Origin of the sequence: Burkholderia plantarii (genome assembly GCF_001411805.1) — a bacterium.
GTDB classification, from domain to species: domain Bacteria; phylum Pseudomonadota; class Gammaproteobacteria; order Burkholderiales; family Burkholderiaceae; genus Burkholderia; species Burkholderia plantarii.
This window is the reverse complement of the sequence record NZ_CP007213.1, coordinates 1,256,417-1,277,834: the sequence shown is the minus strand read 5'-3', so window position 1 is coordinate 1,277,834 and position 21,418 is coordinate 1,256,417. Positions and strand designations below refer to the sequence as shown.

The window sequence follows — 21,418 nt, the reverse complement described above, 5'->3', positions numbered from 1 at the left end:
GCACCCGCGCCCGACTGATGTGTGCGCGCCGGCAGCAGCGGCGCCCGCCCCGAACCCAGCCCCTCCACCGCATTCGAGATGACCTACCAGCTCCAGTTCGGCGATCTCGCCGAGTACGCCGGCCTGTTCGCGAGCGGCGCCGCCACCACGCTCGCGCTGACGGCCGTGTCCACCGCGCTCGGCCTCGGCCTGGGCATCCTCGGCGCGGCCGCACACGACACGCGCGCGCCGCACCTCGCGCCGCTGCGCGGCCTCACCGGCGCCTACGTCGAGGCGGTCCGCAACACGCCGTTCCTCGTGCAGCTGTTCTTCGTGTTCTTCGGCCTGCCCGCGCTCGGCATCCACATCGGCGAGGTCACGGCCGCGATCCTCGCGATGACGCTGAACCTCGGCGCCTACTCGGTCGAGATCGTGCGCGCCGGCGTGGCCGCGGTGCCGCGCGGCCATCACGAGGCGGCCGCCGCGCTCGCGATGTCGCGCGCCCAGGCGTGGCGCCACGTGGTGCTGCCGCAGGCGCTCGCCAAGGTGTTCCCGGCGCTCGTCAGCCAGATCGTCATCACCATGCTCGGCTCGGCGGTGGTCTCGCAGATCTCGGTGGCCGACCTGACCTACGCGGCCGGCTATATCCAGTCGCGCAACTTCCGCGCGTTCGAGACGTACTTCGTGATCACGCTCGCCTATCTCGCGATGGCGCTGCTGCTGCGCGCGGCGCTCAACACGGCGGGCCGCCGGCTGTTCGCGCGCGGCGCGGGAGGCACGCGATGATCGAATTCACGTTCGGACAGATCCTCACGAACCTGCTGCTCGCGGCGCGCTGGACGGTGGTGCTCTCGCTCGTCTCGTTCGTGCTCGGCGGCGCGCTCGCGCTGGTGCTGCTGGCGCTGCGCGTCTCGAGCAACGTCGCGCTGCGCGGCCTCGTGAAGCTCTACATCGAGGTGTTCCAGGGCACGCCGCTGCTGATGCAGCTGTTCGTGGTGTTCTTCGGGCTGCCGCTCGTCGGCCTGGACGTCCCGCCCTGGATCGCCGCCACGCTCGGACTCACGTTTTTCACCAGCGCCTATCTGGCGGAGATCTGGCGCGGCTGCGTCGAGGCGGTGCCGCGCGGCCAGTGGGAAGCGTCGGCGAGCCTCGCGATGAGCTATCTCGAGCAACTGCGCCACGTGATCCTGCCGCAGGCCGCGCGCATCGCCATCGGGCCGACGGTCGGCTTCGGCGTGCAGGCGATCAAGGACACCGCGCTGGTCTCGATCATCGGCTTCACCGAGCTGACCAAGGCCGGCACCATGATCTCGAACGCCACGTTCCGGCCGTTCCTCGTCTACGGCCTCGTCGCCCTCATCTATTTCGCGCTCTGCTACCCGCTGACCCGCTGGGCGCGCTCGCTGCAAAGGAAATGGCATGCCGCTCGTTGAAACCCGGGGCCTCGAAAAGAACTTCGGCTCGAACCACGTGCTGAAAGGCATCGACTTCAGCGTCGAACGCGGTCAGGTGGTGACCATCATCGGCCGCAGCGGCTCGGGCAAGAGCACGTTCCTGCGCGCGCTCAACGGCCTGGAGAGCATCGATGCCGGCTCGATCTCGATCGACGGCACCACCGTCGATGCGCGCCGCGGCGACCTGCGCGCGCTGCGGCTCAAGGTCGGCATGGTGTTCCAGCAGTACAACCTGTTCCCGCACCTGAGCGCGGGCCGCAACGTGATGCTCGCGCAGACCGTGGTCAAGCAGGCCAACCGGCATCAGGCGCGCGCCATCGCCGAACTGATGCTCGAGCGCGTCGGCCTCGGCGACAAGTTCGACGCCTATCCGGACCAGCTTTCGGGCGGCCAGCAGCAGCGCGTCGCGATCGCGCGCGCGCTGGCGATGAGGCCGGAGGTGCTGCTCTGCGACGAGATCACCTCCGCGCTCGATCCGGAACTGGTCGGCGAGGTGCTCGGCGTGGTGGAGGCACTCGCGCGCGAGGAGATGACGCTGATCATGGTCACGCACGAGATGCGCTTCGCGCGCGCCGTCAGCGACCAGGTGGTGTTCATGCATCAGGGACGCATCTGGGAGAGCGGGCCGCCCGAACAGATCTTCGAACGACCGCAAACGGTCGAGCTGAAGCGCTTCGTTCAGCAATAGTTTCGGCCGGCAACCGCCTTGTCCATCGGCGGGCGGCGCCGGCGCAGCCGCAGGCGTCAGGGGCCGCGTTACGGGATCTGGTCGGCGTGATCGAACGTAACAAAATCGTGGGAACGAGCGGCCTCGCGAGCCGGTCCATCGCTGCATGACACACGCGGCACGCCGGCCCTCGCGGCGGCGCGCCGGTTCATCGCCGAACTTTCGTGCGCATCGTCATCGCCGCGTCACGTCGATACGGTATTTCCGATGTCCCGCGTTTCACGCGGCAGCCTTGCCTTCGGAGTCGACCATGCTGAGCCCTCATGAATTTGCCACCCTGATGCTGATCCACGGCGCGTCCGATGCGATCGATCCGGACCGTGCCGAACTCGGCACGCTGCTCGAATACCGCCTGGTTCGCGTCGAGGCGCACGACGACGGCGTCGAGCGCCCGGCCCTGACCGACTCCGGCCGCTCGCTGCTGGCCGCGGCGAACCGGATTCCGGCGCAGACGCCGGCGATCCGCGACCTCGGCGCCCGCGCCGGCGCCTGAGCGGCGCGACATCGAACTGGGCGTTCCGACGCGTTCGGCCCGGTCCTGCGCGGGGCCGCGCCCCGCGGCCCCGCCACCCGACTTCCCTCCCGCGATTCCCTTGCCCCGTCCGGCTACCGATACCGGCCGCGCCAAGCGACACCAGGCGCGACAAATCGCCCCACTTGTCCCCGCGAATGCCCATCACGTCGTGATCGATATCACGCCGATGACGCAGGCCGCGCGCAACTGGTTTACCATCGCGCGATGCCGCCCCCTACCGATTCCCGTCGCCGCCTGACTGCCTGGCTCGGCCTGCTGGCCATCTGGCTGCTGGTGCTGATGCCGCTCGCGAGCCAGATGGCCGAAGCGGCCGTCGCGCGCCAGCCCGATGCGACGATCTGTACCGCGGCGCAGCATCCGGGCCACCGCGTCCCGGCCGGCAATGCCCTGTCCGCCTGCGGCTACTGCGATCTGCTCGCCGCCCATTCCTACGCCCCGCCGGCGCCCGCGCCGGCCGCCCTGCCGCTGCATCCGCTGGTGCGGCGCGCGGCACGCCCGCTGCCCGCGCCGGCGCCGCGCTCGTTCACGACGCTCGCCGCCTCCGCGCGCGCGCCACCGCCGTCGGCCTGATTCCCGTTTCGCGTTCGATCGCGCGGCGCCTGAACGGCGCCGCATGACGGCAGCACGGGCTCGCCCGTGCCCGCCGCCGCGCCCACCCGGCGCGCGATCGAGGTTTTCTTCGATGTTCCCGTTTTCGTGGCGACCTTCACCATGTCCACCCGATCCGCCCTTCCCGCGTTCCGCGCCTCGCGGCGCGCGGCCACCCTCGCGATCGTCTGCGCGCTCGCCGGCGTTTCGCTGCTGTCCGGCTGCAAGCAGAGCGAGCCGTCGTTCACCAATCTCGACATCACCGGCAACACGCAGTTCGGCCACGATTTCTCGCTGCCCGACACCGACGGCAAGACCCGCACGCTGGCCGACTATCGCGGCAAGGCCGTGGTGCTGCTGTTCGGCTACACGCATTGCCCCGACGTCTGCCCGACCACGCTCGCCGAACTGGCGCAGGCGCTGAACCAGCTCGGCCCCGACACCGCGAAGCGCGTGCAGGTGCTGTTCGTCAGCGTCGATCCGAAGCGCGACACGAACACGGTGCTCGCGCAATACGTGAGCGCCTTCGATCCGTCGTTCCGCGCGCTGCGGCCCGCCAGCGACGCGCAGCTGAAACAGGTGACCAGCGACTTCCGCATCACCTACGAGCAGGTGGCCGGCTCCAGCGCCGACAACTACTCGATGAACCACACCGCCGCCAGCATCGTGTTCGATTCGAACGGCAAGCTGCGCCTGTTCGCGCGCGACGGCCAGGGCACCGCGCCGTGGGTTCACGATCTGCCGCTGCTGCTCAAGAACGACGCGTGAGCCGCCGGCCGCGCCGCCTTCCCTTCGAATCCCATCAGGAGTCCAACATGAAACTCGCATTCCGTCTGCTCGCCGCCGCTCCGCTCGTCGCCGCCTGCGCCACCGCGTTCGCCGCGCCCGGCGCCCTGACCGTCTCGCACTGCCGAATCCGCGCGATGCCGGCCGGCATCCCGTCGGGTGGCTTCTTCGAGATCGCGAACTCGGGCGCCAAGCCCGTCGACCTGACCGACGTGGCCACCGACGCGTTCGGCATGGCCATGCTGCACCAGACGCAGAGCAACGGCAGCATGTCGAAGATGGTGATGGTGGACAAGGCGACGGTGCCGGCCAACGGCACGCTGTCGTTCGCGCCGGGCGGCTATCACGTGATGCTGGAAGAGCCGAAACAGGCGCTCAAGGTGGGCACCACGATCCCGCTGACCTTCACGTTCAGCGACGGCGAGAAGCTGACCTCGTCGTGCATGCTGGAAAGCCCGAAGGCAATGTCGAAGTAAGCGGTTGCGGCTCGTCGCGGCCACCATCCATCATTCCACCAGGGAGCCTTCCATGAAGCTTCGCCAGTTCGCGGCACGCGGTGTCACCGCCCTGCTGCTCGCGGCCGCCGCGCCGCTCGCGTTCGCGCATGCGCATCCGACCCATCGCACGCCCGAGGCCGGCACCACCGCACCGGTCTCCACGGCGGCCGTCGCGATCGATTTCGACGAAGGGCTCGAACCCGCGTTCAGCTCGATCAAGGTGACCGACGCGGGCGGCCAGTCCGTCACGCAAGGCAAGTCGAGCGTGAGCGGCGACGGGAACAAGCGCATGAGCGTCGCGCTCGCCGCGCTGAAGCCGGGCGTCCATACCGTCAACTGGGTCGCCGTCGCCACCGACGGCCATCGCACCCAGGGCACCTACACGTTCACCGCGCAGTGAGCGACGGCGCGGCCGGTGCGCGATGCGCCGGCCGCGCCCCGGCACGAAACGGCGACGCCGGCCAGACAGCCGGCGTCGCCGTTTGTGATTCCCGTTCCTGATTCCCGCTTTTGATCCGGCCGGGCTCGCGTCAGGGCCGCTTCGCGATGAAGTCGATCTCGACGATCGCGTCGCGCGCGAGCCCCGTCACGCCCACGCAGGTGCGGGCCGGCAGCCGGCCCTTCGGGAAATACGACGCGTAGGTCTCGTTCATCGCCGCGTAGTCGCGCTTGAACTCGGTCAGGAAGATGCGCGCCGACATCACGTGCTCGAGGCCGAGCCCCATGCCTTCCAGCACCAGGATCAGGTTGTCCATCACGCGCCGCGTCTGCGCGACGATGCCGTCGGGCAGCGGTGCGCCGTCGTCGTCGGGCTGCGTCGGCATCTGGCCGGTCACGAAGATCCAGCCGTCGCGCTCGGTCGCGTGAGAGAACGGGCCGACCGGCGTCGGCGCGCCCTCGACCATCCAGAACTGCGTGGGTGAAGACATCGGCATGGCTCCCGTGGAGTGAAAGGCGGCGAGCGACGATTCTAGCGGGCCAATATTCGCGGCGGCAACGCTGCGCCGCATCACCGCCATCACGTCGCTGCCACGCCGCGCGCCGTCAGAACGCGTAACGCATCCCCGCGAACACGCTGCGCCCCGCGCCCGGATAGAAGATCGCGGTGCTCGACGCGGTCCGCGCGTTCGCCACCGTGCTGATGTCCGACACGTAGCGCTTGTTCGCGAGATTGCGCAGATCGACATAAACCGACAGGCCGTTGCGGAAATCCATCCCGGCCTGCATGCCGAACACCGTGTAGCCGGGCACGCGCAGCGTATTCGCGTCGTCGGCCCAGGCGCCCGAGGGCACCCAGTCGACGCTGGCCGAGACATGGAAGCCGTTCGGCCGCGCGTAGCCCAGCACGCCGCGCAGCACGTTGAGCGGCACGCCGGCGATGCGGTTCGAGCCGTATTGCGGATCGTCCTTGAAGCGGAAATCGCTGAGATTCCAGACGCCCGACAGCGTGATGCGATCGCCCGCGCCGCGCCGCGTCACGTCACGCCATACGTCGATCGACGCGCCGGCCTCGATGCCTTGCAGCACCGTCTTGTTGGCGTTGAAGGTCGCGGCCGGAATGTCGGGGTCGGTCGTGTATTGCAGCAGCTGGTCGCGCACCAGCGAACGGTAGGCGGTCAGGTCCCAGCTGACGCGATCGCGCCGGCCGCGCGTGCCGAGTTCGAGGGTCCACGCATGCTGCGCCGCGAGCGGCGTGAAGCGCGTGGTGCCGGCGAAGGTCTGCGAGAGATCCGTGAAGTCGGGCACGTCCTGGCTGCGCGTGACGTCGACGAACGCCTGGATCTCGCGCCCGGGCTGCCAGAGCAGGCCCAGCTTCGGGTTCAGGCCGCTGTACGCGGCGCGCGTGGACTTGTACGCGGCGTCGCCCGGCAGGCCGCCGTAGTCGATGTATTCGCGCACCGAGTGCAGCACCTTCACGCCCGTCATCAGCGCGACGGTCGGCAGGAAGAACAGCCGGTTCTCGACGTAGGCCTCGTAGTTGAACGCGGTCTGCCGCGAGTCGAGCGTCTGCGCGCCGCGCTCGCCGTTCACGTTGACGAACTGGTTCGCCTCGGTGCGCCCGCCGAAGAAACGCGCGCCGACGATCAGGTCGTCGCGCATCCCGGCCAGCGTCGGGTGCGTGGTGAAGCGCGGCGCGAAGCCGTAGGTCCAGCCGTCCTGGTCGATCACCTGGAAGATCGGGTGATAGAGGCTCTTGTGGATCGCCCAGGTGTCGAACTGCAGCTCGCCGCCGCCGTCCAGCTCGACCGTGGTGCGGTTCGCGATGCGCTCGGTGCGCGAGTTGCGCGCCTGGTCGCCCGACAGCGCGCTCGGCGCCGCCGCGGTGGGGTTGTGCAGCGCGTCGGACAGCGACAGCGAGCCGGGCAGCTGCTGGTCCACCACGTAGGCGCCGACGTAGAAGCGCGTCTCCACGCCCGGGCTGAAGCGGTAGCCGAGGTTCGCGTTGAACTGCTCGTACTGGCCGCGCTCGTGGTCGCGCCAGCCGTCGGCATGGTTCACGCTGAAGGTGGCGAGGAAATCGAGCGGCCCGATCACGCGCGAGAGCTGCGCGCTGGTACGCAGCGTGGCGTCGCTGCCGCCCTCCACGCGCACGATGTTCGGCGCCTCGGCCGTGTAGGCCGTCGGCGTGACGAAGTTGATCGCGCCGCCGAGCGTGGACGCGCCGTATTGCAGGCCGTTGCCGCCCTTGTAGATCTCGGTGGCCTGCAGCGCGAGCGGATCGATCTGGTAATAGTCGCCGCTGCCGTCGGCCAGGTTGGTCGGGATGCCGTCCTGCAGGATGTCGAGGCCGCGCGCGTGATAGCCGCGCGCGATGCCCGAACCGCGGATCGACAGCCGCAACTCCTGGCCGTAGCGGTTCTCGACGAACACGCCCGGCGCGTTCTGCAGCACGTCGCGCAGCGTGAACGCATAGCTGTTCGCGTAGCTCGACGCGTCGACGAAGCCGACCGAGCCGACCGTCTGGTCGATCCGGTGCTTCAGCTCGGCGCTCGGCAGCGAGGTGGGCGAGGCGATCGGGCGGGCGGTGACGGCGATCGAAGGCAGCGGCGTGGCTGACGCCGGTTCGGCCGCACCGGCGGCGGCGGCGGCCTGCGCGGCCGCGCCGGACGCGGCAAGGGCGGACAGCACGCCGGACAGGGCGGCCGTGAGTCGGGAAATACGGATCATGTCGTTATGGAAATCAGGTCGTGGTCGGACCGCGGGCGTGGCGGCTCGCCTGCATCGATCGCATAGGACTGCGAACCGGAATTCACAGCTCGGCGGAACGACGCAAGCCAGACGGCGTGCCGTGCCGGCGGTCGGGATCGCCCCGGCGCATGCATCGCGCACACGCCGGGCGGCCGGCGATCGGCTGGCGGCGCGCCCCCCGGCGCCCCGCATTCCCGCCGGCGCGCCGATCGAACGGCGCCGGCGGGCGTGGCGTCAGGCCATCGCTCGCGCGGCCCGGCTGAACAGCAGCCGGTCGACGAGCCAGACGGCGACGAGGCTCGCGCCCATCAGCGGGAACACGAGGCCGAGCAGCACGAGCCCGGCGATCCAGGCGCGCATCGGCGGCGGCCGGCGTTCACGCGGCGGCGCGCCGAGCGACAGCGCCGGGCGCCGCTTCCACCACATCACGAAGCCGGTCAGCGCCATCGCCGCGAGGCCGAGCGACAGCGCCGCGCAGATCAGCTGGTTCGCGAGCCCGAAATAGCGGCCCATGTGCAGCGCCGTGCCATACGAGACGGCCTGCGCGATCGCGCCGTAATCGGCGTAGCGGATGTCGCGCAGCACCGCGCCGCTGTACTGGTCGAGCGAGAGCGTGCGCTCCGCCTTCGGATCGGCGGGAAAGTACGAGGCCGTGTAGACGCCGTCCGGACTCGTCGGCAGCACCAGCGTGTAGCCGCTCGTCACGCCGTGCGCGGCCATCGCCGCGATCGCCTGGTCGAGCGTGAGCGGCCGCGCGCCCGGCGCCGCCGCGGTCGATTCGGGCACCGGCACCTGGCCGACGGCCCAGGGCGTGAGCCGCACCGGCAGGTCGTCCATCACCATGCCCGGCATCGAATCGTCGGTGCCGGCGGCGTGATGCATCGCGTCCGATTTGGTGTTCGACTCAGCGTCCGATTTGGCGTTCGCGGCAGCCGGCGCCGCGCCGGGGCGCGTCGAGCGCAGCGACGCGTCTCCCCACGCGCCGGGCGGCGAGCCGAGCTTCACGCGCGTCGCGAACGCCTTGAAGCCCTGCCCCCATGAGCCCGTCCACGGCAGCCCGCTCAGCACGAACGCGAGTGCGCCAGCCGCGAGCCAGATGCCGAGCGAGGCATGCACGCTCCTCCAGAGCGCCCGGCCGCGCAGCCGCGGGTCGGGCCGCCAGAGGCGCCGCGCCCGGTCGGGCTCGCGCGGCCACCAGAGCGCCACCCCGGTGCCGATCATCACCAGCGTCCAGCATGCCACCAGTTCCATCAGCAGCTCGCCCGGCTTGCCGAGCAGCAGCTTGCGATGCACCATCCGGTCGATCTGCATGAAGCGGTCGTCGACACCAAGCGTGCCAAGCACGGCGCCGTCGTAGGGATCGACATAGACGCTCTCGCGCCGCCCGCCGGGCAGGCGGAACACGAACTCGGCGCTGCGGTCCGGCGCGCGGCGGATCTCGGCCGAGACCGGCGTGGCGCCGCGAGGCAGCGATGCGCCGGCACGGGCCAGCAGCGTATCGGCGTCGAGCGCGGGCGTGGCGCGCGGCGTCACGAGCAGGCGATGCGGATAGAGCAGCGGCTCGATCTGCGGCTGGAAACAGTACAGCGTGCCGGTGATCGCGAGCACGATCAGGAACGGCATCACGAACAGGCCGGCATAGAAATGCCAGCGCCATAGCGTGCGATAGCCGGCCTGCGGGGAGCGCACGGCCGCGCTCGCGCGCTCGAGGGTGGTGGACATGGCTCAGCTCCTTGTGATCGGCGGCGCAACCAGGCGGCGCGCGGCCGACGACGATGGGGACGGCGGCGCGAGGCGCGGCCGGCATGCACGGACAACGCGCATGCCGGCGTCGCTCGCGGGCCGCGAGCGGTCGACAGGGTTCATGGTTCGGCTTCGGGAAACGTGGTGACGGGCACGCGTGGCGTCAGGCGTGCGGCGGCAACGGATCGGTCAGGCGAAGCAGGGAGGCGCGCGGGAGGGAGGACGAACGCCGGACGGGGAACGCGCGGCCACGCATGCGGCGGCACGCGCCCAGACCCGCCGCGCGGCGGCGACGGGGAACAGCACGACGAGCAGCAGGCTCATGCCCAGCGCGACGAACAACGCCGCGCCGAACGGGCACAGATCGCCGCTCGATCCGGACGACGTCGAGCCGCCCGACGAAGCGTCGTGGCCATGATGCGAGAGCAGGCTCGCGAGCGCCATCGCGTCGTTGGCCGGCGTGATCGGCGACTGCTCGTCGAAGCTGGCGGATACTCCCGCCGCGCCGATCACGAGCGGGCCGTGCCCCGAGCACAGCACCAAGCCGCCCGCGCCCGGCGAATCCGGGTCGAGCATCACGGCTCCGGAAATCAGCGCGCGGGACAGCAGCACGGCCAGTATCAGGCCCCACAACAGTCGTGTCGCGACGCCGTTCCGCAACAGGAAATGGCGAAGTGCGTTCATGGCGGCGCGATTGTAACTCCCAGCGGCGGCGACCGTGAAGCGCTATCGCCGAATCGCCGGTATCAGGGCGGCCGGGCCGTGGCGCGCGACGGCCGGCGGTGCCCGCGCCGCCTCGCGTCGCGGGTCGCCGCGCATCCACGCACCGCCACGACAACCGGCGCGGCGCGCGGTTTTCGCGACGATGCTGCACCCCGTCGCGGAGCGAACGACCGCAACATTGCGGCTACAATACCGCCGCCATGAGCCGACTCCGCCATCTGCTGGCGCGGCGCGCGAATCATCCGCTGCTGTCGGCGCTGATTCTCGGCGTGCTCGCGTTCCGCCTGATCTTCCCGACCGGTCTGATGCTCGACCCGAGCGCGGACGGCGGCTGGCCCGGTCTCGTGATCTGCACCGGGCACGGCCCGCTGGCGCCGACGGGCGCCGCCGCGCGGGCCGCCGACGCGCTCGAACAGGCGCTCGCGGCCACGCCCGGCCATTCCGACGCTTTCGGCAGCGTCGATCCGCATCACGCCGGCGCGATGCAGGGCGGCCAACTGTGCCCGTTCAGCGCCGCGTTCGCGATCGCGATCACGTTCGCCGTGCTGGCATGCCTGCGGTGGGCGCGCGTCACGGTCGTCACGCGCCGCGCGCCGTCGCGCCTGACGCGCCCGCGCCGGCAAGCGCATCATGCGCGCCCCGGCGCGCGTGCCCCTCCCCGCTTCGCTTCCGCCTGACGCTTCGTTTGCCGCGCCTTGCCGTCGCCTGATCCCCGCGTGATCCGGCGCCGCCGTCGTGCGTCGTCAATGCGCGTCGGCCTTCGTCGGCCCCGTCCCTCGCCGCGGCCGCCCTGCCCGCCTCGCCCGTTCACCGCGACGCAAGGCATGGCGCGTTCGGCGCGCAATCAAAGCGCACCCGGATCGGGCCGAACGCCATCTCGTCCCACGCAGCCCGCCGGGCATGCGTGCTCTCTCGTTCCGCCTTCGATTCGCCTCACCGCACTCGCCATGAAGCCTCGCTCGTTTTCCGCCCTCGCCGCCGCGCTCGGCACGCTGTCGAACCCCGCTCACGCCCAGGCCAACGCCACCGCACCCGACCTCGCGCTGCCCGCGGTCCAGGTCAAGGCCGCGCGCCCCGGCGCGCTGGAGCGCCCACAGGACACCGGCAGCCACCTCGGCCTCACGCCGCTCGAAACCCCGGCCAGCGTCGAGCAGATCGACCGTGCCACGCTGACCGAGCGCGGCGACGCGTCGATCGTCGATGCCGTCAGCCGCGCCACCGGCATTGCCGCCTCGCCGCATCCGGGCAACGGCGATTCGGAACTGTCGGCGCGCGGCTTCGTGGGCGCCTCGTCGGTCACGCAGCTGTTCGACGGCGTGCGCCCCTACGGCGCGATCGGCGTGACCTATCCGTTCGATACCTGGTCGGTCGATCACATCGACGTGCTGCGCGGCCCCGCCTCGGTGATCTACGGCGAAGGCGCGATCGGCGGCGTGGTGAACGTCGTGCCGAAGAAGCCGGCGCGCGGGCCGATCGAGAACGAGCTGCAGCTCGGCATCGGCACCGAGCGGACCGCGCGCGCCGCGTTCGGCAGCGGCGGCGCGATCAACGACAGGCTTTCCTATCGCTTCGACGTGAGCGGCAACCGCTCGGCGAACTGGGTCGACGCGGGCGATTCGCGCAACCTGTCGGTGTCGGGCGCGCTGCGCTACGACGTGACGCCCGAGCTGTCGATCACCGCCTCGTATGCCGAGGGCTTCCAGCATCCGATGCGCTATTTCGGCGTGCCGCTCGAAAACGGCGGGCTCGATCCCGCGCTGCGGAAGAAGAACTACAACGTCGGCGACAGCCTGATCTCGTTTCGCGACAGCTGGGCCACGCTCGCCGCGAGCTGGCGGCCGAGCGACCAGCTGAGCGTGACCAGCACGTTCTACCGGATGAAGAGCAACCGCCACTGGAAGGACGCGGAGGATTACGCGTTCGTGCCGGCCACCGGCCGGATCGCGCGCAGCGGCTACACCGAGATCCTGCATGACCAGCAGCAGTTCGGCGACGTGACGACGGCCACCGTCGACAGCCTCGTGCTGGGCCGCCGCAACACGTTCTCGGCCGGCTTCGAGTTCAATCACACCACGTTCCGCCACGACAACAACTCGCCGTACTCGGGCGGCTCGATGGTCGATCCGTATGCGTTCGACCCGGGCAGCTTCGTCAACGTGGCCGGCACGCGGCCCAAGTACGATTCGCAGGCCAACCAGTACGCGCTGTTCGCCGAGGATCACCTCGCGCTCACGAAGCGCTGGTCGGTGGTGGGCGGCCTGCGCTACGACCACGCCAGCGTGAACCGCGACGATCTCGTCAACGGCGGCGGCTTCACGCGCGTGTACGCGAACACCGGCTGGCGCCTCGGCACCGTCTACGACATCGCGCCGGCGTTCACCGTCTACGGCCAGTATTCGGTGGCGGCCGATCCGGTCGGCTCGCTGCTGATGCTCAATTCGTCGAGCGCGAACTTCCGCCTCGCCACCGGCCGCCAGATCGAGGTCGGCTTCAAGCAGTCGCTGCTCGGCGGCCGCGCGGAGTGGACGCTGGCCGCCTACCGGATCGTCAAGGACAACCTGGTGGCCGCCGATCCGCAGAACCCGAACCAGTCGATCCAGATCGGCCAGCAGTCGTCACGCGGCATCGAGGCGAGCTTCGGCGCGCAACTCGCGCGCGACTGGCGCATCGACGCGAACGTCGCCGCGTTGCGCGCGAAGTACGACGATTTCACCGAGGCGAGCGGCGGCGGGCTCGTCTCGCGCGACGGCAACGTGCCGGCCTCGGTACCGCAGCGGCTCGCGAACCTGTGGGTGAGCTGGCGCTTCGCCTCGCGATGGACCGGCATCGGCGGGCTGCGCTACGTGGGCAAGCGCTACGCCGACACCGCGAACCAGCTGTCGATGGCGTCCTACACCACCGTCGACCTGGCGCTCGCCTGGAAGCCGCGCAAGGACACCACGATCACGGCGCGCGCCTACAACGTGTTCAACCGCCATTACGTGGAGAGCGCCTACTACGACGAGACGCAATACCTGCTCGGCAGCGACCGGCGCTTCGAGCTGCTGCTCGACTACCGCTTCTGACGCACCGCCGCCGCTCAGAACGAATGCGTGATGCCGACTCGCGCGACGACCTGATGCCCGTTCGACGACGCGCCGGCCGAGCCGAGCACGAACGCGTTCTCGAGCGGCGTGCCGGTGCCGCCACCGCCCACCATCTGATACGCGACCTGCGAATAGAGGCCGGTACGCTTCGACAGCGCGTACTGCGCCATCAGCCCGAGCTGGTTCCAGTGCAGCGAGGCGCCGCCACCGGTGTCGAGATGCGCGCGCGAGTAGGTGTACATCGCGCCGACGAACAGGTCCGGCCGCACCTGCACTTTCGCGTTGGCTTCGAGATTGTCGAAACGCAGCGCCGCGACCGGCACGCCGAGCGCGCCCGCGTACAGCGACTCGGTGGGCCGCTGCACCATCACGTGCGTGTAGACGAGCCCGAGCGTGGCCGGCCCGATGCCGTAGTTCGCGCCAATGCCGTAGATCTTCTGGTTCGCGGCGGCGAACACCATGTCGCCGGTCGCGACGCTGCCGCCCGTGGTGGTGCCGGGCGCGCCGAGATCCTCGTAGACGGCGCCGAGCGTCAGCGTCTCGTAGCGGTAGCCGAGCCCGACGCCGATCGCGCGGTTCCGCGCGAAGCCGCCGGCCTGGTTGCTGAAGCCGTAGAGCGCGGTGGCCGTCAGCCCGGCGACGCTCGCGCTCGTGAACTTCACGGCGTTGTCGACGTGGAACGAGGCGTCGGTGTTGTCGTTGTCGAACGGATGCGAGAACAGGTAGCCGGCCCAGTTGCCGTTCGCGGTCAGCGGCGCGAGCACGTCGGCCACCGTATCGAACTGGCGCCCGAACGTGAGCGTGCCGAAGCGTTCCGACTGCAGCCCCGCGTAGGACTGATAGCCGAACAGGCGGTCGCCGTAGTAGATGCGGCCATTGTCGAGCTGGAAGCCGCTTTCGAGATCGAAGATCGCATGCAGGCCGCCGCCGAGATCCTCGCTGCCCTTGATGCCCCAGCGACTCGTCGCGAGATCGACGCTGGTCTGCTGCCAGGCGGCGTGACCGCCGGCGTTATTGGTGTAGTTGATGCCCTCGTCGAGCACGCCGAACAGCGTCACGCTGCTCTGCGCCTGCGCGCCATGCGACGCGACCAGACAGGCGATCGCCACCGCCACCCTCTTCCGCATATCGTGTTTCTCCCTGTTTCGATGAATCGGATCATCGTTATCGTCATGGGGCTGTCTCGCCCCGTCCTGACCGACTGCGCCGGCCTCGCGAGGTTCCCTCCCACGCGCGGCGAGACGCGCGCGGTACCGTGCTGCGTCAATGAATCCGTGTTGATTGCCTTGGCAAGGCGCGTTCGAGGATCATCCGAATCGATTGTCATGAGCGAGTTGCGGCCGGTCAACGGCAATGGCGGAATGCATCGCATCGATGACGCATTGACGATGCCTCGCCGCCACCTCGCCCTGCTTCAGCGCAGTCCCGGCGTGTAGTCGCTCTCGTCGATCGCGGCCGCTTCGTCGCGTGCCGTCACGCCACGCCACGGCAGCAGGTAGGCCAGCGTCGCCACCGCGAGCCCGACCGCCCAAGCCACGTCCACGCCGCCCAGGCGCGCCGCGAGCCCGCCCGTGTAGAGGCCTGGCAGCACGAAGAACGGCACCGAGGCGGCCAGGCCGATCGCATAGGAGGCGAGCCCGCGCAGGCCCCAGGCGCCGTAGATGCCGTCGGCCGAGAACAGGTGCGTGATCGCATAGCGGCCGCGCCGCACGAAGAAGTAGTCGACCAGGTTCACGGCCGTCCACGGCGCGAGCAGGTAGAGCATCATCGTCAGCGCCGCGAACAGGATGTCGATCGCGTTGCCGGTCAGCAGCATCGAAATCACGACCCACGCGGCGCTCACCAGCACGATCGTCACGATGCGGATCGCGCGCGTGGGCTTGACGGGGTGGAACGAATCGACACCGGTGATCAGCGTCAGCATCGCGCTGTAATTGTTGAGCCCCATGGTGGCGACCATCGCGCCGATCGAGACGATCGAGATCAGCGCGCCGAAGCCGTGAACAATCGCGTTGCCGGCCGCGTTCAGCGCGATCAATCCATCCGACGCGCCGAGCCGCGAGGCGAGCCAGGCGCCGAGCGCGATCAGCCAGATCGCCGACGACGAGGCGCCCGCGAACACCGCGCCGATGATCGCGCGCGGCCGCGTGTGGCGCGGCAGGTAGCGCGAGTAGTCGGACACGTAGGGCGCGTAGGTGATGTTGTAGCTGGCGCTGGCCGCGAACTGCGAGGCGAACGCGACGAGGCTGAAGCCGCCCGCGTGAACCGCCTTCGGCGCCACGCCGCCGGCGAGGATCGCCGCCGACAGCACCAGATAGAGCGGCAGGCTCGCGTAAAGCATCCACTTGAACGCGCGGTGCAGCCAGTCGTGGCCGTACACGGCGAGCAGCAGCGCGAGCAGCGCCGTGACGAGCGTGATCGCGGCGGGCGACCAGCCGAAGATCGCATGCAGGCCGCTCGCCATCAGCACGACGTCCACCACGTTGAACGCGACGAACGTGAACGCGGTGGCGAGCAGCACCACCACCACGCCGCGATAGCCGAACTGCGCGCGCGACTGGATCATCTGCGGCAGCCCGAGGTGGGCGCCCTGCGAGGCATGGAACGCCATGAACAGCGTACCGAACAGGATGCCGAGGATGCCCGACAGGATCGTGTAGCCGAGCGAGAGCCCCATGCCCGGGCCGACGAAGCCGATCGCGATGGTGAAGAACTGGAAATTGCCGAGGAACCAGAACGGCCCCTGGTCGATGACCCTGCCGTGCCGCTCGCTGTCGGGCACATAGTCGATCGAGCGCGTCTCGATCGTGGTGAAGCGCGCCTGCGCGGGCGCCGTGGCGCCGCTCAGGTCCGCCGTCCCGGGATGTTCCATGTGGCGTCCTTGTTCAGTTATCCTGATTCATATGCCGCTTCGCGCCGGGCGCTTGCGGCTTTTCGGTCCGGCTTTTCGTTCCAGCTCAAACGTCGTCGGTGGCGGCCGGCAGCGGCGAGAGATGTTCGTGGATCGCGAGCCAGCGCTCGCCGCGGCGCGCGCACATGATCGTCTCGCGCTCGTCGAGGCACACCTCGCCCGCCTGCATGCGCACGGTGGTACGCACCGCGTGCGTGAAGATCGCCGTGTCGCCGCCCGCCAGTTGCACGGCGCGCTCGCGCGACTCGCAGGCGTGGACGGCGAAGCCGTCGTCGCGCTCCCATTCACGCCAGCGGCGCTCGTAGGCGCCGCGCGAACCTGGCGGCACGGCGACGTGATGCAACACGAAGATCGCCTCCGGCGCGAACGCGGCGAAGCAGGCCGTGCGGTCGTGGCGGCCGAACGCGTCGATCAACGCGTCGGCGGCGGCCATCACCTGCTGCCCGGTCGGATTCATCGAAAGGCTCCCTGCTCGTGTGTCGATGGACTGGAGCCGATCGTAGTGAGTCAAAAAAGCACGACCCATACCAACGTTTCGATGTTGACATCGACATCGATCGATGTGAGCCGGACGGCGGCACCGTGCCCGGGCAGCCGCGCTGTCCATCCGGGAATGCCCGCCCGGCGCGGCGTGCCGGGCGCCTTGCGGGCGGCTTTCCCCGCCCGGCGCCGATGCGGGCCACGCGCGCGGGCGCGGCCGTCCGAAACTTGGCATCATGGCGGCATCGCGTCGATCCACGAGCCCTCTCATGCCGTTACAGCGTCTGCGTGTCGCCGAACCCGAAACCGCCTGCAAGTGCTGCGGTGCCGTGAGCCGGCTCTGCGGCGTGGTCGATTTTTCGGTCGGCGGCGCCGACCGCCTGGCCGGCCGCAAGATCGATCCGTATGCGGGGGTGCCGGTCTACTATCACTGCTGCATCCGCTGCCGCTTCGTGTTCACGCGCTGTTTCGACGACTGGCGCCGCGAGGATTTCGCCGCCCACATCTACAACGCCGACTATGCGCGCCAGGATCCCGACTACGCCGGCCGGCGCGCGCTGGGAAACGCCGAGCTGATCGCGCGGCAGTTCCCCGAGCTGGCCCACGCGCCGCTGCTCGACTTCGGCGCGGGCCTCGGCCTGCTCGAACGCGAGCTGCGCGCGCGCGGCTTCACCGGCGTCACGTCGTTCGATCCGTATGCCGATGCGCAAGACGCGGCGGGCACGGCCGCTGCGCCGCCCGCCGGCGCCAGCCGCGTCGTGCTCGCGTTCGAGGTGTTCGAGCATCATCCCGATCCGCACGCGCTGCTCCAGACGCTGCTGCAGCTGCTCGCCGCCGACGGCGCGATCCTGTTCACCACGCTGCTCGTCACCGACGCGGTGCTGGAAGCCGGCATCGACGCGTGGTGGTACTGCATGCCGCGCAACGGCCATCTCTCGCTGTTCTCGGCGCGCGCGCTCGCGATGCTGGCCGGACGGCACGGGCTGCAGCTGCGCTCGCTGGACGAGGGCCTGCATCTGCTGTACCGGCATGCGCCGCCGGCCTGGGCGGCCCGTTATCAGACCCGCGACGGCGGCACGGCCTGAGCCGCCGCCATCCGCGCACGGCATGCACGAGATGGCCGGCGGGCCGCCCGATTGCGCGTGGCCGTAGAATGTCGGGTTTTCGCTCGCGACGCCCGGGCTCGCCCCGCCTCCTGCCTTACGGCACGACGCTGCCGGAGCCGCCCCCCGCGAACGCGCCGCCGAACCCGAGAAGCCGCATCGCCGCCCGACCATGACCTACACCCTCGCGCAAACCTGCACGCAGGAGATCGAGATCCGCAAGAGCCGGTTCATCGCCCACGCGATCCCGGTGGCCGATCGCGACGCCGCGATGGCCGAACTGCAACACCTGCGCGACGCGCACCCCGGCGCCACGCACGTCTGCTGGGCGCTGCTCGCGGGCGGCCAGTCGGGCATGTCCGACGACGGCGAGCCGTCCGGCACGGCCGGCCGCCCGATCCTCGAGGTGCTGCGCCATCATGATCTGGACGGCGTGCTGGGCGCCGTGATCCGCTATTACGGCGGCGTGAAGCTCGGCGCGGGCGGCCTCGTGCGTGCCTACACCGACGCGATCGCCGGTGCGCTGCTCGGCGCGCAGCGCGTCGAGCGCATCGCGCTCGCGCGGCTCGCGATCGAGATCGGCTATCCCGACGAGGCGCGCGTGCGGCGCTGGATCGAACAGGGCGGCGCCGAACTGGTGGACAGCGCCTACGGCATGACCGTGCGGCTCGTCGTGCGGCTGCCGGTAACCGAGCTGGCCGCCGCGCGCGAGACGCTGTTCGACGCCACGCAGGGGCGCGCCGGCTTTCCGGCCTTCGAGTGAACGCGGCGGGCTCGCCTGCGCCAGGCCCGGCCGGGCCATTGCGGCCCGGCGCCGGGAATCACGACAGGAACAGCCGGTAGGCCGGGTTCGCGGTCTCTTCGTGATACGGATAGCCGAGCGTGGCCAGGAACCGGTCGAACGCCGCGTGATCGGCGCCCGGCACCTGCAGCCCGACCAGGATCGAGCTGTGGTCGGCGCCCTGGTTGCGGTAATGGAACAGGCTGATGTTCCAGTTCGGCGCCATCGCCGACAGGAACTTCATCAGCGCGCCCGGGCGCTCCGGGAACGTGAAGCGGAACAGCCGCTCGTCGCGCGAGAGCGGCGAGCGCCCGCCCACCATGTAGCGAATGTGATCCTTCGACAGTTCGTCGCCGGTCAGGTCGGCTGCCTCGAAGCCGTGCGCGGCGAAGTTCGCCGCGATCTCGGCCGATTCCCCTCGGCGGCGGATCTGCACGCCCACGAAAATGTGCGCCGCGTGCTCGTCGGCGATCCGGTAGTTGAACTCGGTCACGCTGCGCTCGCCCACCAGCTCGCAGAAACGCCGGAAGCTGCCGCGCTCCTCGGGGATCGTCACCGCGAACACCGCCTCGCGCGCCTCGCCCACCTCGGCGCGCTCGGCCACGAAGCGCATCCGGTCGAAGTTCATGTTGGCGCCCGAGGTGATCGCCACCAGCGTCTCGCCCTCGATGCCGTTATTCGCCGCGTAGCGCTTGGCCCCCGCCACGGCCAGCGCGCCGGCCGGCTCCAGCACGCTGCGCGTGTCCTGGAACACGTCCTTGATCGCCGCGCACAACGCGTCGGTATCCACCGTGATCACGTCGTCGAGCAGCTCGCGGCAGAGCCGGAAGGTTTCCTCGCCGACCAGCTTCACGGCCGTGCCGTCCGAGAACAGCCCGACCTCGGCCAGCGTCACGCGCTCGCCGGCGCGGATCGACTGCGCCATCGCGCAGGAATCCTCGGTCTGCACGCCGATCACGCGGATCTCGGGGCGCACCGCCTTCACGTAGGCGGCCACGCCGGCCGCCAGGCCGCCGCCGCCGATCGGCACGAAGATCGCGTGGATCGGCCCCTGGTGCTGGCGCAGCACTTCCATCGCGACCGTGCCCTGGCCCGCGATCACGTCGGGATCGTCGAACGGATGGACGAAGGTCAGCTCGCGCTGGCGCTGCACCTCGAGCGCGTGGGCGTAGGCGTCGCTGAACGATTCGCCGGCCTGGATCACCTCGACGGTCGGCCCGCCGTGCGCGCGCACCGCGTCGACCTTGACCTGCGGGGTGGTGACGGGCACCACGATCACGGCCTTCACGCCCAGGCGCGCAGCCGAGAACGCGACGCCCTGCGCGTGGTTGCCGGCCGAGGCGGTGATCACGCCGCGCGCGAGCGCGTCGGCGCTCAGGTGGACCATGCGGTTGTAGGCGCCGCGCAGCTTGAACGAGAACACGGGTTGATTGTCCTCGCGCTTGAGCCAGACGCGGTTGCGCACGCGCGCGGACAGGTTGCGCGCCGGTTCGAGCGCGGTTTCGACCGCCACGTCGTAGACGCGCGCGGTGAGGATCTTCTTCAGGTAATCGTCGATGCCCGGCGCGGAGCCGGCCGGGGATGCGGACGGGCGTGCCGTCAGCGGCACGAACGAACGCGCGGGCGACGGTGTGGCGGATTCCGGACTGCGGGGGGACGGCGATGACATCGGGCGCTCCTGGCTTGGGATTCATGCCCGGAGACGGATATGAAAAACCCGCCTCGGGGGCGGGTTTCGTGTCGGCTTCCTGCGCGCGCTAACCCACCATTCGATGAATGGTGCGAATAATCTGCGCGATCGGGAAGGCGTGACGGTTCATGTGCGAGAGCATCCGTGATGCGGCGTGCTTTGTCAATCCCCGCCCGGTCCGGGCTGCTCAATAGCGCTCGGGAACGATCATCTCCTCCGGAACCGGCCGGCGCAGATAATCGGCGTGGTGGACACGCTCGGGCAGTTGCACCGGCTCGCGCTCGACCTCGTGGTAAGGCACGAGGCTCAGCAGATGGTCGATGCAGTTCAGGCGCGCGCGCTTCTTGTCGACGGCCTGCACCACCCACCACGGCGCCTCGGGGATATGCGTGCGGGCCAGCATCTCCTCCTTGGCGATCGTGTAGGCTTCCCAGCGGCGGCGGCTCTCGAGGTCCATCGGGCTCAGCTTCCACTGCTTGAGCGGATCCTCGATGCGGCTCTGGAAGCGCGTTTCCTGCTCTTCGTCGGTAATCGAGAACCAGTACTTGACGATCTGGATGCCGCTGCGCACGAGCATCTTCTCGAACTCGGGCACCGAGCGGAAGAATTCCTCGTATTCGGCGTCGGTGCAGAAGTTCATCACGCGCTCCACGCCGGCGCGGTTGTACCAGCTGCGATCGAACAGCACCATCTCGCCGCCGGCCGGCAGGTGCGCGACGTAGCGCTGGAAGTACCACTGCGTGCGTTCGCGGTTGTTCGGCGCCGGCAGCGCGGCCACCCGGCACACGCGCGGGTTCAGACGCTGCGTGATGCGCTTGATCGCACCGCCCTTGCCGGCCGCGTCGCGGCCTTCGAAGATCACCACCATCCGGTGGCCGGTGGCGACCACCCAGTCCTGCAGCTTGACGAGTTCGCCCTGCAGGCGGAACAGTTCGCGGAAATACTGCTTGCGCGCCTCGCGACGCTCGGCCGTGAAGATCGCGTCCGGATCGTCGAAGCGGCGGTCGTCGAGCTCCATTTCGAGTTCTTCGTCATAGGCATCGACGAGATCTTCCTCCAGGCGGCGCTGGCGCTCCTGAGCTAGCAATTCGGCGGCGTCGCCTTCGATTCGAGGGTCGGTCATCGGTCACCTCCATGAAACGTCAG

21 protein-coding genes are annotated in these 21,418 nt (G+C 70.0%); 12 read left to right on the top strand and 9 right to left on the bottom strand.

The genetic code is table 11. The features are described 5' to 3' along the window. The first annotated feature begins 78 nt into the window (after positions 1-78). The 8 genes from bpln_RS22765 (at position 79) to bpln_RS22730 (ending at position 4,966) form a co-directional block, all read left to right on the top strand. Positions 79-765, top strand: a complete 687-nt coding sequence (locus bpln_RS22765; RefSeq protein WP_055140079.1) for an amino acid ABC transporter permease — start codon at positions 79-81, stop codon at positions 763-765. After that, positions 762-1,412, top strand: coding sequence for an amino acid ABC transporter permease (locus tag bpln_RS22760; protein WP_042627526.1), 651 nt, complete (start codon positions 762-764; stop codon positions 1,410-1,412). The genes bpln_RS22765 and bpln_RS22760 overlap by 4 nt, the downstream gene beginning before the upstream one ends. Then, complete coding sequence (locus bpln_RS22755; protein ID WP_042627525.1) at positions 1,399-2,121, top strand: amino acid ABC transporter ATP-binding protein; 723 nt, start codon at positions 1,399-1,401, stop codon at positions 2,119-2,121. Before bpln_RS22760 ends, bpln_RS22755 begins: the two co-directional genes overlap by 14 nt. A 289-nt stretch (positions 2,122-2,410) precedes the next feature. Next, complete coding sequence (locus bpln_RS22750) at positions 2,411-2,653, top strand: hypothetical protein (protein WP_042627524.1); 243 nt, start codon at positions 2,411-2,413, stop codon at positions 2,651-2,653. A 246-nt stretch (positions 2,654-2,899) separates the two neighbouring features. Next, entirely contained in the window at positions 2,900-3,265 is a 366-nt protein-coding gene (locus bpln_RS22745) for a DUF2946 family protein (protein ID WP_042627523.1), read from the top strand. 141 nt (positions 3,266-3,406) lie between these two features. After that, on the top strand, positions 3,407-4,051 hold the full coding sequence (locus bpln_RS22740; protein ID WP_042629340.1) for an SCO family protein: 645 nt from the start codon (positions 3,407-3,409) through the stop codon (positions 4,049-4,051). A gap of 47 nt (positions 4,052-4,098) precedes the next feature. Continuing rightward, a complete protein-coding gene (locus bpln_RS22735; RefSeq protein ID WP_042627522.1) occupies positions 4,099-4,545 on the top strand; it encodes a copper chaperone PCu(A)C in 447 nt (148 codons plus the stop codon). A 52-nt stretch (positions 4,546-4,597) separates the two neighbouring features. After that, the gene (locus bpln_RS22730) at positions 4,598-4,966 is read left to right on the top strand and encodes a copper resistance protein CopC (protein ID WP_055140078.1); all 369 of its coding nucleotides are present in this window, start codon (positions 4,598-4,600) and stop codon (positions 4,964-4,966) included. A 130-nt stretch (positions 4,967-5,096) separates the two neighbouring features. On the opposite strand, the gene bpln_RS22725 is transcribed toward bpln_RS22730, so the two are convergent. The 4 genes from bpln_RS22725 to bpln_RS22710 all read right to left on the bottom strand — a co-directional run bounded on the left by bpln_RS22725 (position 5,097) and on the right by bpln_RS22710 (position 10,182). Next, a complete protein-coding gene (locus tag bpln_RS22725; RefSeq protein WP_042629339.1) occupies positions 5,097-5,495 on the bottom strand; it encodes a RidA family protein in 399 nt (132 codons plus the stop codon). 115 nt (positions 5,496-5,610) lie between these two features. Next, positions 5,611-7,734, bottom strand: coding sequence for a TonB-dependent receptor family protein (locus bpln_RS22720; RefSeq protein ID WP_055140077.1), 2,124 nt, complete (start codon positions 7,732-7,734; stop codon positions 5,611-5,613). Positions 7,735-7,989: 255 nt separating this feature from the next. Further along, on the bottom strand, positions 7,990-9,477 hold the full coding sequence (locus bpln_RS22715) for a PepSY-associated TM helix domain-containing protein (protein WP_055140076.1): 1,488 nt from the start codon (positions 9,475-9,477) through the stop codon (positions 7,990-7,992). A gap of 210 nt (positions 9,478-9,687) precedes the next feature. Next, on the bottom strand, positions 9,688-10,182 hold the full coding sequence (locus tag bpln_RS22710) for a hypothetical protein (protein WP_055140075.1): 495 nt from the start codon (positions 10,180-10,182) through the stop codon (positions 9,688-9,690). A 239-nt stretch (positions 10,183-10,421) separates the two neighbouring features. Between bpln_RS22710 and bpln_RS22705 the strand changes: the two genes are divergently transcribed. Together bpln_RS22705 and bpln_RS22700 are read left to right on the top strand one after the other, a co-directional pair. After that, entirely contained in the window at positions 10,422-10,898 is a 477-nt protein-coding gene (locus bpln_RS22705; RefSeq protein WP_055140074.1) for a hypothetical protein, read from the top strand. Between the two features lie 270 nt (positions 10,899-11,168). Next, complete coding sequence (locus bpln_RS22700; protein WP_055140073.1) at positions 11,169-13,286, top strand: TonB-dependent receptor; 2,118 nt, start codon at positions 11,169-11,171, stop codon at positions 13,284-13,286. A 14-nt stretch (positions 13,287-13,300) separates the two neighbouring features. Here the strand turns inward: bpln_RS22700 and bpln_RS22695 are convergent, their stop codons facing one another. The 3 genes from bpln_RS22695 to bpln_RS22680 form a co-directional block, all read right to left on the bottom strand. Continuing rightward, positions 13,301-14,434, bottom strand: coding sequence for a porin (locus bpln_RS22695; RefSeq protein ID WP_042627515.1), 1,134 nt, complete (start codon positions 14,432-14,434; stop codon positions 13,301-13,303). Between the two features lie 287 nt (positions 14,435-14,721). Next, positions 14,722-16,179, bottom strand: a complete 1,458-nt coding sequence (locus bpln_RS22685) for a purine-cytosine permease family protein (RefSeq protein WP_055140071.1) — start codon at positions 16,177-16,179, stop codon at positions 14,722-14,724. Positions 16,180-16,264: 85 nt separating this feature from the next. Further along, positions 16,265-16,675 (bottom strand): YybH family protein, encoded by a 411-nt coding sequence (locus tag bpln_RS22680; protein ID WP_055140070.1) that lies wholly within the window; start codon positions 16,673-16,675, stop codon positions 16,265-16,267. A gap of 292 nt (positions 16,676-16,967) precedes the next feature. Here bpln_RS22680 and bpln_RS22675 point away from each other — a divergent pair, with 292 nt between their 5' ends. Further along, entirely contained in the window at positions 16,968-17,783 is an 816-nt protein-coding gene (locus bpln_RS22675) for a class I SAM-dependent methyltransferase (RefSeq protein ID WP_055140069.1), read from the top strand. Between the two features lie 190 nt (positions 17,784-17,973). Then, a complete protein-coding gene (locus tag bpln_RS22670) occupies positions 17,974-18,564 on the top strand; it encodes an IMPACT family protein (RefSeq protein ID WP_055140068.1) in 591 nt (196 codons plus the stop codon). Between the two features lie 58 nt (positions 18,565-18,622). On the opposite strand, the gene ilvA is transcribed toward bpln_RS22670, so the two are convergent. Further along, complete coding sequence (gene ilvA / locus bpln_RS22665) at positions 18,623-20,251, bottom strand: threonine ammonia-lyase, biosynthetic (protein ID WP_244486988.1); 1,629 nt, start codon at positions 20,249-20,251, stop codon at positions 18,623-18,625. A gap of 208 nt (positions 20,252-20,459) precedes the next feature. Beyond that, positions 20,460-21,395 carry a polyphosphate kinase 2 gene (gene ppk2 / locus bpln_RS22660; protein WP_042627509.1) on the bottom strand — a complete coding sequence of 312 codons (936 nt, stop codon included), beginning with the start codon at positions 21,393-21,395 and terminating at the stop codon, positions 20,460-20,462. Positions 21,396-21,418 lie beyond the last annotated feature (23 nt).